The sequence below is a fragment of the Pseudonocardia sp. CA-142604 genome (assembly GCF_050948475.1).
Lineage (GTDB): Bacteria > Actinomycetota > Actinomycetes > Mycobacteriales > Pseudonocardiaceae > Pseudonocardia > Pseudonocardia alaniniphila.
Map to the genome: position 1 here is coordinate 5,962,023 of NZ_CP192045.1, position 13,076 is coordinate 5,975,098.

Below are 13,076 nucleotides of genomic sequence, written 5' to 3' on the forward strand. Positions count from 1 at the left end.
TAAAGTGGGCACATGCCGCCGACGCGCCCCTACCGCTCCGTCCGAAGGGAGACCGAGGCAGCCGCGACCCGTCGCGACATCCTCGTGGCAGCGCGTGAGCTGTTCGCCGCCCACGGATACGCCCGCGTCACCGTGGCCGACATCGCCGGCCGGGCCCACATCGCGGTGAAGACGGTCTACGCGAGCGCGGGCACCAAGGCGGACATCCTCAGCGAGCTGCTGGCCACGGCCGTGCACACGTCGGGAGCAGAGGAGACGCTCGCCGCGATCCTGGAGACCGACGACCTCGAGTCGGCGATGCGACAGCTCGCCCGCGGCACCCGGCGGGGCCAGGAGACGCACCGGGAGACGCTCGACATCCTGTATTCCTCGATGGCGAGCCACGAGGCGGCCGAGGACGTCTGGCGGCAGGCCACGGAGTACTACCGGGAGACGCTACGGCGGGTCGCCGAGCACCTCCACGGGCACGGCCTGCTGGCCCCCGGCCTGGACGTCGGCGCAGCGGCGGACAGGCTGTGGTTCTGCTTCGGGCTCACCGCGTGGCGCACGCTCGTCAAGGACTGCGGGTGGCCCTACGACGAGGCGGAGCGCTGGCTCTGCGTACAGGCGGTCGGGATGCTGGGCGACTCCGCGGGCGCCTGAGCCTCCTCGACGAACAGCTGCTCCGTCCGGCGCGGCATCAGCAGAGTGGCCCCCACGGTCAGGATGCTGACCACGAACATCACCACGAAGACCTGGTGCGTGGCGGCGTAGAGGACCTCGCGGACGAAAGCGTCGACCGGTGAGGCGGGATCAGGGTGCCCGTTCAGCACGAGGCTGGTGGCGTCGGCACTCGGCGGCAACTGCCCGGCCACGGCCGCAGGCGGATGGGCGAAACGGTTGGCGAGAGTGGTGTTGGCGATCGCTCCGAACACCGCCACCCCGACGGCGCTGCCCATCGAGCGGTTGAACATGTTCGTGCCGGTCACCACTCCGCGCCGGCTCCACCCGACGGTCGACTGCACGGCCACCAAGGTGGGGACCGACGAGAGACCCAGGCCGATGCCGAGCACGAAGGCTGCGGCGGCGGCCTGCCACACCGTGGCCCCGATCGGCAGCAGGGCGACCAGCAGCGCTCCGGCGACGACGACGACGCTCCCGATCAGACCGGTGTCACGGAAGCCGAGCCGCATGTAGATGCGCCCGGCCTGCGAGGCCGAGAGGGGCCAGCCGACGGTGAGCGCCCCCAACGTCAGGCCGGCGACGAGCGCACCGGTGCCCATGACGCCCTCGGCGAAGGTGGGCAGGTAGGAGCTCATGCCGATCAGCAGGGCTCCGATGATCAGGGAGACGAGGTTGCCGCCCACCAGCGTGCGCCGGCTGAACACCCACAGCGGCACCACGGGTTCGGCGGCCCGCCGCTCCACGAACACGAAACCGATCAGCATCGCCGCGCTGGCGACGAAGATCAGCACGCTCGCGACCGAGCCCCATCGCCAGGCCACGCCGCCTTCCAGGAGACCGAGGATCAGCAGCGAGCAGCCGAGGGTGAGCAGCGTGGCGCCCAGGTAGTCGATGCGGTGCTTGCGTCGCTGGACGCTCTCGGTGAACTTCAGGACCAGCATCACCATGGCGACAGCGCCGACCGGGACGTTGACGAAGAAGATCCACCGCCACGTCAGGTACTCGGCGAAGATCCCGCCGAGGGTCGGGCCGATCACGGACGCGACGGCCCACACGCTGGCGAGGTAGCCCTGCACCTTCGCCCGTTCCTCCACCGTGTACTGGTCACCGACCATGGTCATGCTGATCGGCAGGACGGCACCGGCTCCGATCCCTTGAATGGCGCGCGAGATGATCAGCACCGGCATGCTCCACGCCGCGCCACAGAGCACCGAGCCGAGCAGGAACACCGTGATGCCGAAGAGCATCACCGGCTTGCGGCCCAGCACGTCGGCGAACTTGCCGTACAGCGGGACGGTCACGGCCTGGGTGAGCAGGTAGATCGAGAACAGCCAGGGGAACTGCTCGAAGCCGCCGAGGTCGTTGACGATCGAGGGGACCGCCGTGGCGATGATCGTGCTGTCGAGCGCCACGAGAGCCGTGCTCAGCATCACCGCGATGAGGACCGGTCCGCGCTCCGAGCGGAAGCCGACCGTCTTCGAACCGGAAGGGACCACATTGGTCACTGCTGGAGCTCCTCGGAGGAGAGTCGGAGAACAGCAAGCTCGTAAGCGCTCGCCCCTAGTTGGCAATGCTACCTATTTTACGCCGCAGTACCGTTGTCCCCAGCGCTAGTGGCGGGACACACCCCCGCTCGGGTCATTGCGACGATCGCGCTCGTCCCGGCCATTTCCGGCGCCGCCCGATTGGTCCGTTGCACGGACAAGTGGCCGACGTCACAGCCAGCGGATTCCCAGGTGCGGACCCCACGGATACAACGCGGCCGTCATTGCATCGTCAGCCAATACACTCGGCCCGCCGATCTGCTGGTAGGTGTCGGTCCATGAAAAGCCCGTGGCGTATCGGCGCGCTCGGCGCGGCGGCAGTGATCATTGCGTTGCTCGGCGCGGCCTGCTCGGCTGCGCCGGCCCCCGCAGCACCTGCACAGGTTCCGAATCTGAACGACATCGTCCAGCGCGGCACGGTGCGGGTGTGCAGCACCGGGGACTACCGCCCGTTCACCTACCGCGATCCGCAGGGGCAATGGAGCGGAATCGACATCGATATGGCCCAGGACATGGCAAAGCGACTGGGCGTCACATTGGACGTCGTCCAGACGACGTGGGGCACGATGATGAAGGATCTGGGCACCCGCTGCGACGTGGCGATGGGCGGAATCACCGTCACCCTCGACCGGGCGCAGCATGCGCTCTACAGCGCGCCCTACCTGCGTGACGGCAAGGCGGCCATCGTTCGCTGCGCCGACAGCTCGAAGTATCGGACGCTCGCCGACATCGATCGGCCGGGGGTGCGCGTCGTCGTGAACCCGGACGGCACGAACGCCGATTTCGACAAAGCGAACATCCACCACGCCAGTATCGAGAACTACCCGGACAACAACACCATCTTCGGTCAGGTCGTCGCGAACAAGGCAGATGCCATGTTCACCGATGCCAGCGAGATCAGGTGGGAGACGAAGGCGAACCCACAACTCTGCGGGGAAAGCATCGACCATCCCTTCACCTTCGAGCAGAAGGCGTACCTGATCCCGCAGAGCGACCCTGCCCTGCAGCAATGGGTCGACCAGTGGCTGAACATCGCGCAGAACGACGGAACGTACGCCGCGATCAGCCAGAAATGGACGGGTCAGGTGATCGGCGCCACGTGAGGCCTAACCACTCCGGCCGAGGGTCGCGAGCACGGCCGCCCGCACCTCCGCCGCGCCCGGCAGGTACGCGTCCTCCAAGGCCGGGCTGACCGGGATCGGCTGGAACGGCGCGCCGACCCGTTCGATCGGGGCGTCGAGATCGTCGAACCCGGCGTGCTGCACCGCGGCGGCGATCTCGGCACCGAACCCGCCGTGCTGCACGGCCTCGTGGGCCACGACCAGCCGGTTGGTGCGCCCGACCGACTCCAGGATCGTCTCCAGGTCGAGCGGCACGAGCGTGCGCGGGTCGATCACCTCGACCTCGATGCCCTCGGCGGCGAGGTCCTCGGCAGCGGCGAGGGCCTCGTGCACGAGCCGCGACAGCGCAACCACGGTGACGTCGCGGCCGGGGCGCAGGATCGCCGCCTTCCCGATCGGGACCGGCTCGATGTGCACCGGCACGGTCTCCTTGCGGAAGTACAGCGTCTTGTTCTCGACCACCACCACGGGCCCGGGGTCGGCGATCGCGCTGGCCAGTAGCCCGGCCGCGTCGACGGCCCGGCTGGGCATCACCACGCTCAGCCCCGGGACATGGGTCAGCCAGCTCTCCATGCTCTGGGAGTGCTGCGCCCCCGAGCGGTGGCCTGCGCCGCCCTGCGTCCGCAGCACCATCGGGACGGTCAACTGGCCACCGGACATGAAGTGCGCCTTCGCGGCCTGGTTGACCAGCTGGTCCAGCGCGAGGGTGATGAAGTCGATGTACATGATCTCGAGCACCGGCCGCAGGCCCGACTGCGCCGCCCCGACGGCGATCCCGCAGATCGTGGCCTCGCTGATGGGGGTGTCGAGCACGCGCTCGATGCCGAACTCGTCGGCGAGCCCGGCCGTCGTCGTGAACGGCCCGCCCGCCGTGACGTCCTCGCCGATCACGAACACGGTCGGATCGACGCGCATGGCGTCACCGATCGCGCCGGCGACCGCCGCGGCGTAGGTCGTCTCGTGCGTGTCACTCATGCCATACCTCCGGGCCGCACCAGCGACGCCGCCAGCGCCTCATCGGGGAACGGGCTGCGCCGGGCCGCCTCGACGGCCTCGTCCACCTCGGCCCGCGCGGCCGCCTCCAGCTCCGCCGGGTCACTCTCGGCGAGCCAGCCGTCCGCGGCGCCCTGACGCTGCAGCCGCAGGATCGGGTCCTTCTCCTGCCACTCGGCCTTGGAGACGGCCTCGCGGTAGCGGTCCGGGTCGCCCTCGTAGTGCCCGCGCAGCCGGTGGGTGAGGCACTCCAGCAGCGCGGGCCCCTCCCCTGCCCGGACGGCCGCGAGCATGCGCCCGAAGACCGTCCAGACCGAGGCGAGCTCGTTGCCGTCCACCGTCTCGCGCGGCAGGTCGTACGGGGCGACGACGTCGCTCACGCGCTCGACGTTGGTGTGCGACGAACGCGGGCTGAACTCGGCGAAGCCGTTGTTCTCGCACACGAAAACCACGGGCAGTTTCCACAGCGTCGCAATGTTGATCGACTCGTTGAACTGCCCCGCCTGCACCGCGCCGTCGCCGAAGAACACCACGGCGACGGCGTCGCTGCCACGCATCCGGGCAGCGAGCGCGCTGCCCAGCGCCATCGGGATGTTGCCGCCGACCACACCGGTGGCGCCGAGCAGCCCGTGCTCGACGTCCACCAGGTGCATCGACCCGCCGAGCCCCTTGCACAGCCCGTCGACCCGGCCCATCAGCTCGGCCAGCACCGCCGGGAGGGGCGCGCCCTTGGCCAGGGCGTGCCCGTGCGCGCGGTGCCCGCTGTAGACCGCGTCGTCGTCGCGCAGCTGACCGCAGACGGCGGCGGCCACGCCCTCCTGCCCGACGGACAGGTGGATGAGGCCGTGTACCTCCCCCGCCCGCTTGAGCTGCCCGACGCGCTCCTCCATGGCCCGGATCCGCCACATGAGGCGCAGGGCGTCCCGGAGCTGCTCCGGGCTCGGCGTTCCGCTCACGTCAGGCCACGACTCCCGCTCCGAGCACCTTCCGGACCGCGGTGACGATCTTGTTCTCGTCCGGGAGGATGTAGTCCTCCATCGGCTTCGAGTACGGGATCGACGCGTCCAGGGCCGTGACCTGCACGATCGGCGCCCGCAGCGACGAGAACCCGTGCTCGGCCACCTCCGCCGCGATCACGGACGACACCGACGAGTGCCGGGTTGCCTGGTCGACGAGCACGAGCCGGCCGGTCTTGGCCACCGACTCCAGCACCGTGGCGGTGTCCAGCGGGGCGATCGTGCGCGGGTCGATCACCTCGGCGCTCACGCCCTCGGCGGCGAGCTGCTCGGCCGCACGCAGGGCGTGGCCGACGGTCCAGCCGGTGGCCACGAGCGTGACGTCGGCTCCCTCGCGGCGTACGACCGCCTGGCCGAAGGGCACGAGGTGCTCGCCCTCGGGCACGGGGCCGCTCTCGAGGGTGAGCAGGTAGTGGTGCAGGAACAGCACCGGGTTGTCGTCGCGGATCGCCGTGGCCATCAGGCCCTTGGCATCGGCGGGGGTGGCCGGGAGCGCAACCTTGAGCCCCGGCACGCCCATGAACATCCCATAGATCGAGCCGGTGTGCTGGCCCGCCCATCCGGCCGTGAAGCCGTAGCCGGCCTTGAGCACGAGAGGCGCGGTGACCCGGCCGCCGCTCATGTAGTGGAACCGGTTGGCCTCGTTGACCACCTGGTCCATCGCGACCAGCAGGAACTCGGCCATCGTGCAGTCGACCACCGGCCGCTTGCCGGCGAGCGCCGCACCGGCGGCCATGCCGATCTCGGCCGTCTCGGAGATCGGCGTCACACGCACGCGGCCGTCCCCGTACGCCTGGACGAACGGGTCCTCGGGGTTGTTGCCGACGCTCTGCCCGAACAGCACGACGTCCTCGTCGCGTGCCATCTCCTGATGAATCGCCTCCATGATCGCGGCGATGTAGGTGATCTCGCGGGTCGTCTCACTCGTCATGGGTGGACACCTCCTCAGCGTTGATGTTCGTTCCGCGAGCTGCACTCATGCGTGCACGTAGGCGAGCGCCTCGTGGGGCTCGGGGTAGGGGCTCTGGAGTCCGAACTCGACCGCGTGCTGCATCTCGGCCTGGGCCGCCTCGATGATCTCGGTGGCGCGCCCGGCGGTGAGTGCCCCGGTCTCGACGAGGTGGGCACGCAGCCGCGGGATGGGGTCACCGCGCTTGGCGGCCTCGTACTCCTCGACGGCGCCGTACTTCGAGATGGCCTCGTGCTCCGGGTAGTGCAGAGGCACCCCGGGCGGGGCGATCGAGTTGCCGTGCGCCGAGAGCCGGTAGACGCGCGACTCGATCAGCGTCGGCCCGTCGCCCGCACGCGCCCGCGCCACCGCGGCCGACACGGCCTCGTGCACGGCGAGCACGTCCGAGCCGTCGATCGTGACACCGGGGATCGAGTAGGCCTTCGCCTTCATCGACAGCGGCTCGCCCGCTGCCGCGTTGGCGTCCTCCTGTTCGGTGCGCACGGTCGCGGAGAAGCTGTTGTTCTCCATGATGAAGATGACCGGCAGCTTCCAGACCGCTGCGATGTTCAGCGACTCGTGGAAGGCGCCCTGCTTGGACGCGCCGTCGCCGAAGAACGTGAGCACCACTTCGCCGCGCCCGCGCAGCTGCGCCGCGTAGGCCGCGCCCGTGCCCTGCGGGATGTTCTGACCGACGATCCCGGAGGTTCCCAGGAAGCCGCGGGCCGGGTCGGCGAGGTGCATCGAGCCGCCGTAGCCCTTGCAGGTGCCGGTGGACCGGCCGTAGATCTCCGCCATCATCGCGGCGGTGTCGCTGCCCAGGGCGATCGGGTAGCCGTGGCAGCGGTAGGTGGCCATCAGCTGGTCACCGTCGCCGATAGCAGCGATCGACCCGACGATCGACGCCTCCGCGCCGTCGGCGAGGTGGGTGTGCCCACGGATCACGCCGGGGTGCTCGGCGAAGGTGCGCTTGACCCGCTCCTCGAACTCGCGGATGCGCACCATCTGCGTGTAGAGCTCGACGAGCCGTTCTGATGGGAGGCCGCTCACGGCTTCAACCCCTTCTCGATCTGGTCGACGGCCGTGTCGACGGTCCGCTGGAACATCTCCGGCATGGGCAGCTCCCGGAGCGCGTCGGACAGCACCTCGACGCCCCACGGGCCCGTGTAGCCGATGTCGGCGAGCACCCGGACGTAGCCGGGGATGTCGAACTCACCCTCGCCCGGCAGGCGCCGGAACCGGGTGGTCTCCTGGCTGTGGTCGGGCATGTTCTCCTGCATGCCGTCCGACAGCTCGACGTAGGTCATGTACTCCGGCGGGATGGCACGCAGCTCGTCGGGCGCGATGTGCATCTTGCCGAGGTGCCAGGTGTCGATCGCTATGCCGCCGTTGGGGGCAGCCGCTCCGCCCACGATCCGCAGCACTGCCTCCAGCGACGCGGCGTTGATGTCGAAAGGCATCAGCTCGTAGGTCAGCGGCGCGGCGTGCCGGTTGGCGGCATCGGCGCACAGCTCGCCGAACGCCTCGGTGAGCCGCTCGACGGTCGCCGGCGTGCGTGCCAGGTTCCCGATCTTGATGTGGTGGGCGTCGAGCGCCGCGGCGGCCTCGAACAGCAGGTCGCGCTGGCCGTCGGACGCGACGCGCTTCTCGTCGCCCGGCGGGACGAACCAGTCGTTGAGGAACTCCAGTTCGAGGTCCCGCAGCCCGCTGTCGTCGAAGATCTGCTTGATCTCCGCCAGGCTGTAGCGCTCGAGCAGGTGCTCCAGGTCGGTGTGCCAGATCCCCAGGCCGCTCATGCCCACGCGCTTGGCCTCGGCACAGCGGTCGGGCCAGTCGAACAGGCTCCACTCGCGGCCGGTCCGGATCTGGACGGGACCGGCAGTGGTCCAGTACGCACCCAGGATGTCGACGCTCATGCACTCTCCTCACTCGTCGTCGGGTGGTCGAGCAGCAATGCGAGCGGCCGTTCCAGCAGCTCGACGAGGCGGCGGAGGAACCGCGCCGACTCCGCCCCGTCGAGCACGCGGTGGTCGCTGGTGAGGGTGAGGGTGAGGATCGGGCGGGCCTGGAGCTCGCCGCCGACCTCGCGCGGCAGGCGCCGCAGTGCGCCGACCGCGAGGATCGCCGCCTGTGGCGGGTTGATCACTGCCTCGAAGACGGTGACGCCGAACATGCCCAGGTTGGACACCGTGAACGTGGCGCCCTCCAGGTCGGCCGGGCCGATCTGGCCGCCGCGGGCCAGGTCGGCCAGCTCACGGGTGCGCACGGCGATGGAGCTGAGCGAGCGGGCGTCGACGTCGGTGACCGTCGGCACCAGCAGCGCGTCGGTCGCGTCCACGGCGACACCGATGTTGACGCGCCCGAACATCGCGACCGTGCCCTCGCGGTAGGAGGCGTTGACCCGCGGATGCTCGCGGAGTGCCCGGCCGCACGCCGCCACGACGAGGTCGGTGACCGTCGGGACGACCGTGCCCTCCCCCAGCTCGGCGATGCCGGCACGGAGCTCCAGCGCCCGGGTCATGTCGACCTCGGCGGTGAGCGGGAAGGACGGCACGGTGCGGGCCGACTCGCTCATGCGGTCGGCCGTCAGCTGCCGGGCCCGCGAGAGCGGGACGACCGTGACCGGTCCGCGCGGGTCGCCACCGTTCTCGCCGCCCACTGCGACGGGGGCCGGTCGAGTGTCCACAGCGGACGACGGGGCAGCCGCCGGGGCGGGCGGGGCCGGTGCGGCCGCTCCGTTCGCCGCCGCCCCTGCCGGTGTCCGGGCCAACGCCACGGCCTCGATGTCCGCGCGCACGACTCGGCCGCCGGGCCCGGTCCCCTGCACGTCGGCGAGGTCGACGCCGAGCTCCTTCGCCCGGCGCCGGGCCAGCGGAGATGTCGGGATCCGCCGCGTCCGCCCCGCCGACGGTGGTGCCGCAGGCGCGGGGTCCACGGTCGCCGCTGCGGCGGGCGCCGCGGGTGCGGCAGCATGCTGCGCCGCGCCGGTTGCGGGGGCTGTGCCGCCCACCCGTGCGATCACCGCACCGACGGGGAGCGTCGCGCCCTCCTCGGCCAGGATCTCCAGGATCCCGCCCGCGTCGGCCTCGAAGCTCACCATCGCCTTGTCGGTCTCGATCTCCGCCAGCTCGTCGCCGCGTTCGACCTCGGCGCCCGAGGCGTGGAGCCACCGGACGATCGTGCCCTCGGACATCGACTCCGACAGGCGCGGCATCCGCACCTCGAGCCCACTGTCGGCACTCATCGCGTGCCCTCACTCATGGCCGACGACTCGCTCGCAAGCTCGCTCACTGCCCGTCCCTCATCCGCTCTCCTCTTGCGCGGTCGCGCCCGTCCGTCACCGGTCCAGCCAGAGCGACCCGTAGAACAGGTCGCGCGAGAGGTACCGGTCCACGCCCTTGACGTCGGGCTTGGTGATCGTCGAGAGGTAGCTGCGGCTCATCCACGCCACCGCGATGTCCTGGTTGGACAGCAGCTCCACCTGCTGGTAGTCCTTCGCGCGCTGCGCGGCGTCGGTGGTGGCGCCCGCTTCGTCGAGCAGCCGGTCGACCTGGGGGTTGGAGTACTTCCCGTAGTTGACGTTGCCGTCGGAGCGGAGCAGCCGCGCGGCCCCGGGGTAGGGGTAGTCGAAGGTGTTGACCCAGCTGATCAGGTTGAAGTCGCCGCTCTGGATCACCCGCGAGGTGAACTCGGCGAGGTCGTAGAACCGCAGTTCGACGGTGATGCCGACGGCGGCCATCTGAGCCTGCACGAATTCGCCGAGCGAGACCTCACTGCGGCTGGTGCTGAAGGCGAAGGACGCCTTGCCGCCGGAGGCGACATAGTCCTGGACGAGCTGCTTGGCCTTCTCCGGGTCGTACGCCGGCCAGGCCGCGGAGGCCTCCGGGCTGTGGTACGGGCTGTCGTCCTGGAAGAGGCCGTCGGCGCCGATCAGCTGGCCCATGTACTGGCTCGCACCGAGTGCGTTCAGATCGACCGCCCGGACCACGGCCTCACGCATGCGCCGGTCGTCGAACGGCTTCTGCTGGAAGTTGAAGTAGAAGAAGAAACCGCCGTTACCCGGCCCGTAGTAGACCTTCATGTTCGGGTTGGCGAACGCGCGCACCAGCTCGTTGTTGTACCCGCCGTAGATCATGTCGACGTCGCCGTTCTGCATCGTCGAGTAGCGGGTCTCGGTGTCGGGCAGCGGCCGGAACTCGATCGAGTCGAGATAGGGCTGCCCCGTGCGCCAGTAGTTCGGGTTCTTCTTCAGGATCATCTTGTTGTCGCGGATCCAGCTGTCCATCACGAACGGGCCGGCACCGACCGGGTGGTTCGCGATGTCGTCGCCGTACTGAGCGATCGCGGCGGGCGAGACGATCATTCCCAGCGACCCGGCGTTGAACGCCTGCGCGAAGAAGACGGGGAAGTCGCCGAGCGGCGCCTTGAGCGTGAACTCGACGGTCAGCGGGTCGACCGTGCGCATCGACGCGATCTGGTCGGCGTACGCGTGGGCGGGCGAGGTCGGCTTGTCGATGTGGCGCTGGGTGTTGATGATCACCGCGTCGGCGTCGAGCGGGGTGCCGTCGGAGAACTTGACGCCATCGCGGAGACCGAGTCGCCAGGTCAGGCCGTTGTCGGCCGTGTCGATCGAGGACGCCATCCACGGCTGCACCGTGCCGTCCGGCCCGATCCGGAACAGCAGGTCGTAGATCGCCTGGGCGGCGACGTTGCCGTTCTGCCGGGCCGGGTCGAAGCTGACGATCTCCCGGTCGTTGCCGATGATCAGGTTGCCGCCGGACTTGGGCGTCCCCTCCGCCGCGAGATCAGCACCGTAGGGGTCCAGCTGGCGCACTCTCGTGGCGTCGTCCGCGGCGCCCCGCGTGTTCGCGCCCACCGCGCCGCACGCGGCGATCAACGTCGCGCACAACACCGCGGAGACAGCCGCTACGACCCGGGTCGATCGCAACCGCATCGTCCACTCTCCTCGTCACATTTCGGCGGCCCCCCGGCTCCGCGGTACGAGGAGGAAGCCTGGATCCCGGGCATCGGGTCAGGCCATCGGCTGCGCGCCGGATTACTTGCCGATCCGCGCAGTGGTGCGCATGCCGCCGCTCGCCGCTCGCCGGACATCACGCGGGGCCATCCCGTACTCGCGCTTGAACGCGTGCGAGAAATGGGTGGCGTCGGAGAATCCCCAGCGGAAGGCGATCTCGGTGATCGAGCCTGCCGTCGGTTCCGCGAGGTCCTCACGGCAGCGCGCCAGCCGGGCGCGCCGCACCAGCGCGGCCACCGACTCGTCGGTGTCCTCGAACACGGCGTGCAGGGTGCGCAGCGACACAGAGAGCGCCCTGGCGATCGACTCCGGCCCGAGTGCCTGATCGGTGAGGTTGGCACGCACGTAGCGGCGGGCGCGGGCACGCAGGGCCTCGCGGCGGGCCGTGCGGGCCTGCGGAAGCTCTGGCTCCACCACCGCCCGCAACAGTTCCAGTACGACGTCGGCCGCGGCGGTGGCCGTACGCTCGTCCAGGCCGGGCAGCTCCGCGGCGAGCGCGTTGACATAGCGCACGAGCAGGCGGGTGCCGGGGCGCTCGGCGAGCCACGGCAGCGACTCGACCTCGGCGAAGCGTGGGCTGACGGCGTGCACCATCTCCTTGGGGAAGATGAGCGTGCGCTTCGTGAACGGCTCGACGACCTCCACGCCCACGGCGCGCGACCCGTCCCACATGCCGACGGCGCCTGCCTCCAGCACGTGCTGCTGCGTGCGCGAGCGGACCACACGCTCGGCGCCGCGGATCACCATCTGCAGGCCGATCGAGTCCTCGCCCGTGCCACCCATCACGGACGTGCTGCGCTGCCCCGCGAACGGCGTGCAGACGCAGTCGACCAGGTGCAGTGCCCCCAGCCGGTGCCGCTGCACCGTGCCGGCGAACCCCCGGGCGTCGGACTCGGGCAACCGCACGTCGAACGCCACGTGCGTGGCCGCGAGGACGTCCTCCCACTCGGCCTGTCGATCGGCCTGTCGATCAGCGCCGCCCTCTGGCCCGCCGCCGACCTGCCAGCGCTCGCCCATGGCCGGCCCATAGCCGGCCGGCATCGACTCGTCCGATGACAAGGCAGTCATTGCCCCGCCCCTCTCTCTGCACCATCGCGTGCCGGCGCTACGCCCGATCTGCCGGCTCCCCGCCAGACTGACCCACCACCCGAACGTGTTCAACCACCCGGGGGTCGCTCATCTCTACCGGGCGGATCGACTTGGCGATACGTGCAGGCCGACATGTCGTTCAGCGCACACTCTTGTGCGGCGCGCCCACACCCCTGTCGTGACCATCACAGCGGCCGAGCGGGGAGATCCTTAGCATTCAACGAATGACGCAGTCCCCCACCAGGGTGCTGGACCGCTACATCGGCCTCGCCGACAAGGTGATCGCGGATCCGAGCGCCGTGGACGAGCTGGTCGCCCTCTTCGCGCCCGACGCCGTCGTGCAGCTCGACGACACGCCTGTCACAGGCCCCGCCATCCGCGAGATGTACTGCGAGTTCGTGGCGGCGCACGCCGAGAGCCGGCACTTCTGGAACACCACGGTGCTCCCCGACGGGACGGAGCGCGCGACCTGGGTGGTCGCCGCCCGGATGGCCGACGGCTCCCTGATGACGGCGGCCGGCGTGGAGCACGCACGGCTCGACGATGACGGTCGGATCGTCGAGCTGCGAAACGAGTACACCCGCCGGCCCGGCTGATCTCGCCGGCCTGGTTCTGCGCGCACCGCTTCCTGCCGATTCGCGCGCGTCGGCGCCCGAAGCCCGGGCC

General features: G+C 70.3%; 12 protein-coding genes. 3 read left to right on the forward strand and 9 right to left on the reverse strand.

The genetic code is table 11. The annotated features are described in order from the left end of the window. Positions 1–12 precede the first annotated feature (12 nt). Complete coding sequence (locus tag ACQPZQ_RS27070; RefSeq protein WP_433285210.1) at positions 13–642, forward strand: TetR/AcrR family transcriptional regulator; 630 nt, start codon at positions 13–15, stop codon at positions 640–642. On the opposite strand, the gene ACQPZQ_RS27075 is transcribed toward ACQPZQ_RS27070, so the two are convergent. Then, positions 573–2,168 carry an MDR family MFS transporter gene (locus ACQPZQ_RS27075; RefSeq protein WP_433285212.1) on the reverse strand — a complete coding sequence of 532 codons (1,596 nt, stop codon included), beginning with the start codon at positions 2,166–2,168 and terminating at the stop codon, positions 573–575. The two genes, ACQPZQ_RS27070 and ACQPZQ_RS27075, sit on opposite strands and share 70 nt — an antisense overlap. Positions 2,169–2,485: 317 nt before the next feature. Between ACQPZQ_RS27075 and ACQPZQ_RS27080 the strand changes: the two genes are divergently transcribed. Then, positions 2,486–3,310 (forward strand): transporter substrate-binding domain-containing protein, encoded by an 825-nt coding sequence (locus tag ACQPZQ_RS27080; protein ID WP_433285213.1) that lies wholly within the window; start codon positions 2,486–2,488, stop codon positions 3,308–3,310. Positions 3,311–3,313: 3 nt separating this feature from the next. Here the strand turns inward: ACQPZQ_RS27080 and ACQPZQ_RS27085 are convergent, their stop codons facing one another. From ACQPZQ_RS27085 to ACQPZQ_RS27120, 8 genes are all read right to left on the reverse strand, one after another. Beyond that, positions 3,314–4,303 (reverse strand): alpha-ketoacid dehydrogenase subunit beta, encoded by a 990-nt coding sequence (locus ACQPZQ_RS27085; RefSeq protein ID WP_433285215.1) that lies wholly within the window; start codon positions 4,301–4,303, stop codon positions 3,314–3,316. After that, positions 4,300–5,277, reverse strand: coding sequence for a thiamine pyrophosphate-dependent dehydrogenase E1 component subunit alpha (locus tag ACQPZQ_RS27090; RefSeq protein ID WP_433285216.1), 978 nt, complete (start codon positions 5,275–5,277; stop codon positions 4,300–4,302). Before ACQPZQ_RS27090 ends, ACQPZQ_RS27085 begins: the two co-directional genes overlap by 4 nt. A 1-nt stretch (position 5,278) precedes the next feature. Beyond that, on the reverse strand, positions 5,279–6,268 hold the full coding sequence (locus tag ACQPZQ_RS27095; protein WP_433285218.1) for an alpha-ketoacid dehydrogenase subunit beta: 990 nt from the start codon (positions 6,266–6,268) through the stop codon (positions 5,279–5,281). 45 nt (positions 6,269–6,313) lie between these two features. Beyond that, positions 6,314–7,336 carry a thiamine pyrophosphate-dependent dehydrogenase E1 component subunit alpha gene (locus tag ACQPZQ_RS27100; protein WP_433285220.1) on the reverse strand — a complete coding sequence of 341 codons (1,023 nt, stop codon included), beginning with the start codon at positions 7,334–7,336 and terminating at the stop codon, positions 6,314–6,316. Further along, positions 7,333–8,202 carry a sugar phosphate isomerase/epimerase family protein gene (locus ACQPZQ_RS27105; RefSeq protein WP_433285222.1) on the reverse strand — a complete coding sequence of 290 codons (870 nt, stop codon included), beginning with the start codon at positions 8,200–8,202 and terminating at the stop codon, positions 7,333–7,335. Before ACQPZQ_RS27105 ends, ACQPZQ_RS27100 begins: the two co-directional genes overlap by 4 nt. Further along, positions 8,199–9,530: a dihydrolipoamide acetyltransferase family protein gene (locus tag ACQPZQ_RS27110; RefSeq protein WP_433285224.1), complete on the reverse strand. Its 1,332-nt coding sequence runs from the start codon at positions 9,528–9,530 to the stop codon at positions 8,199–8,201. Before ACQPZQ_RS27110 ends, ACQPZQ_RS27105 begins: the two co-directional genes overlap by 4 nt. Positions 9,531–9,623: 93 nt before the next feature. Beyond that, a complete protein-coding gene (locus ACQPZQ_RS27115) occupies positions 9,624–11,240 on the reverse strand; it encodes an ABC transporter substrate-binding protein (protein ID WP_433285226.1) in 1,617 nt (538 codons plus the stop codon). Positions 11,241–11,342: 102 nt separating this feature from the next. Beyond that, a complete protein-coding gene (locus ACQPZQ_RS27120; protein ID WP_433285228.1) occupies positions 11,343–12,389 on the reverse strand; it encodes a helix-turn-helix domain-containing protein in 1,047 nt (348 codons plus the stop codon). A 245-nt stretch (positions 12,390–12,634) separates the two neighbouring features. On the opposite strand from ACQPZQ_RS27120, the gene ACQPZQ_RS27125 reads away from it, so the two are divergent. Beyond that, positions 12,635–13,006 (forward strand): nuclear transport factor 2 family protein, encoded by a 372-nt coding sequence (locus tag ACQPZQ_RS27125; protein ID WP_241034321.1) that lies wholly within the window; start codon positions 12,635–12,637, stop codon positions 13,004–13,006. Positions 13,007–13,076 lie beyond the last annotated feature (70 nt).

Bases quoted from the DNA above. Each gene is read 5' to 3' on its own strand.
- ACQPZQ_RS27105 (WP_433285222.1), bottom strand. From the start codon at position 8,202: ATGAGCGTCGACATCCTGGGTGCGTACTGGACCACTGCCGGTCCCGTC.
- ACQPZQ_RS27080 (WP_433285213.1), top strand. From the start codon at position 2,486: ATGAAAAGCCCGTGGCGTATCGGCGCGCTCGGCGCGGCGGCAGTGATC.
- ACQPZQ_RS27085 (WP_433285215.1), bottom strand. From the start codon at position 4,303: ATGAGTGACACGCACGAGACGACCTACGCCGCGGCGGTCGCCGGCGCG.
- ACQPZQ_RS27110 (WP_433285224.1), bottom strand. From the start codon at position 9,530: ATGAGTGCCGACAGTGGGCTCGAGGTGCGGATGCCGCGCCTGTCGGAG.
- ACQPZQ_RS27125 (WP_241034321.1), top strand. From the start codon at position 12,635: ATGACGCAGTCCCCCACCAGGGTGCTGGACCGCTACATCGGCCTCGCC.
- ACQPZQ_RS27095 (WP_433285218.1), bottom strand. From the start codon at position 6,268: ATGACGAGTGAGACGACCCGCGAGATCACCTACATCGCCGCGATCATG.
- ACQPZQ_RS27120 (WP_433285228.1), bottom strand. From the start codon at position 12,389: ATGACTGCCTTGTCATCGGACGAGTCGATGCCGGCCGGCTATGGGCCG.
- ACQPZQ_RS27070 (WP_433285210.1), top strand. From the start codon at position 13: ATGCCGCCGACGCGCCCCTACCGCTCCGTCCGAAGGGAGACCGAGGCA.
- ACQPZQ_RS27115 (WP_433285226.1), bottom strand. From the start codon at position 11,240: ATGCGGTTGCGATCGACCCGGGTCGTAGCGGCTGTCTCCGCGGTGTTG.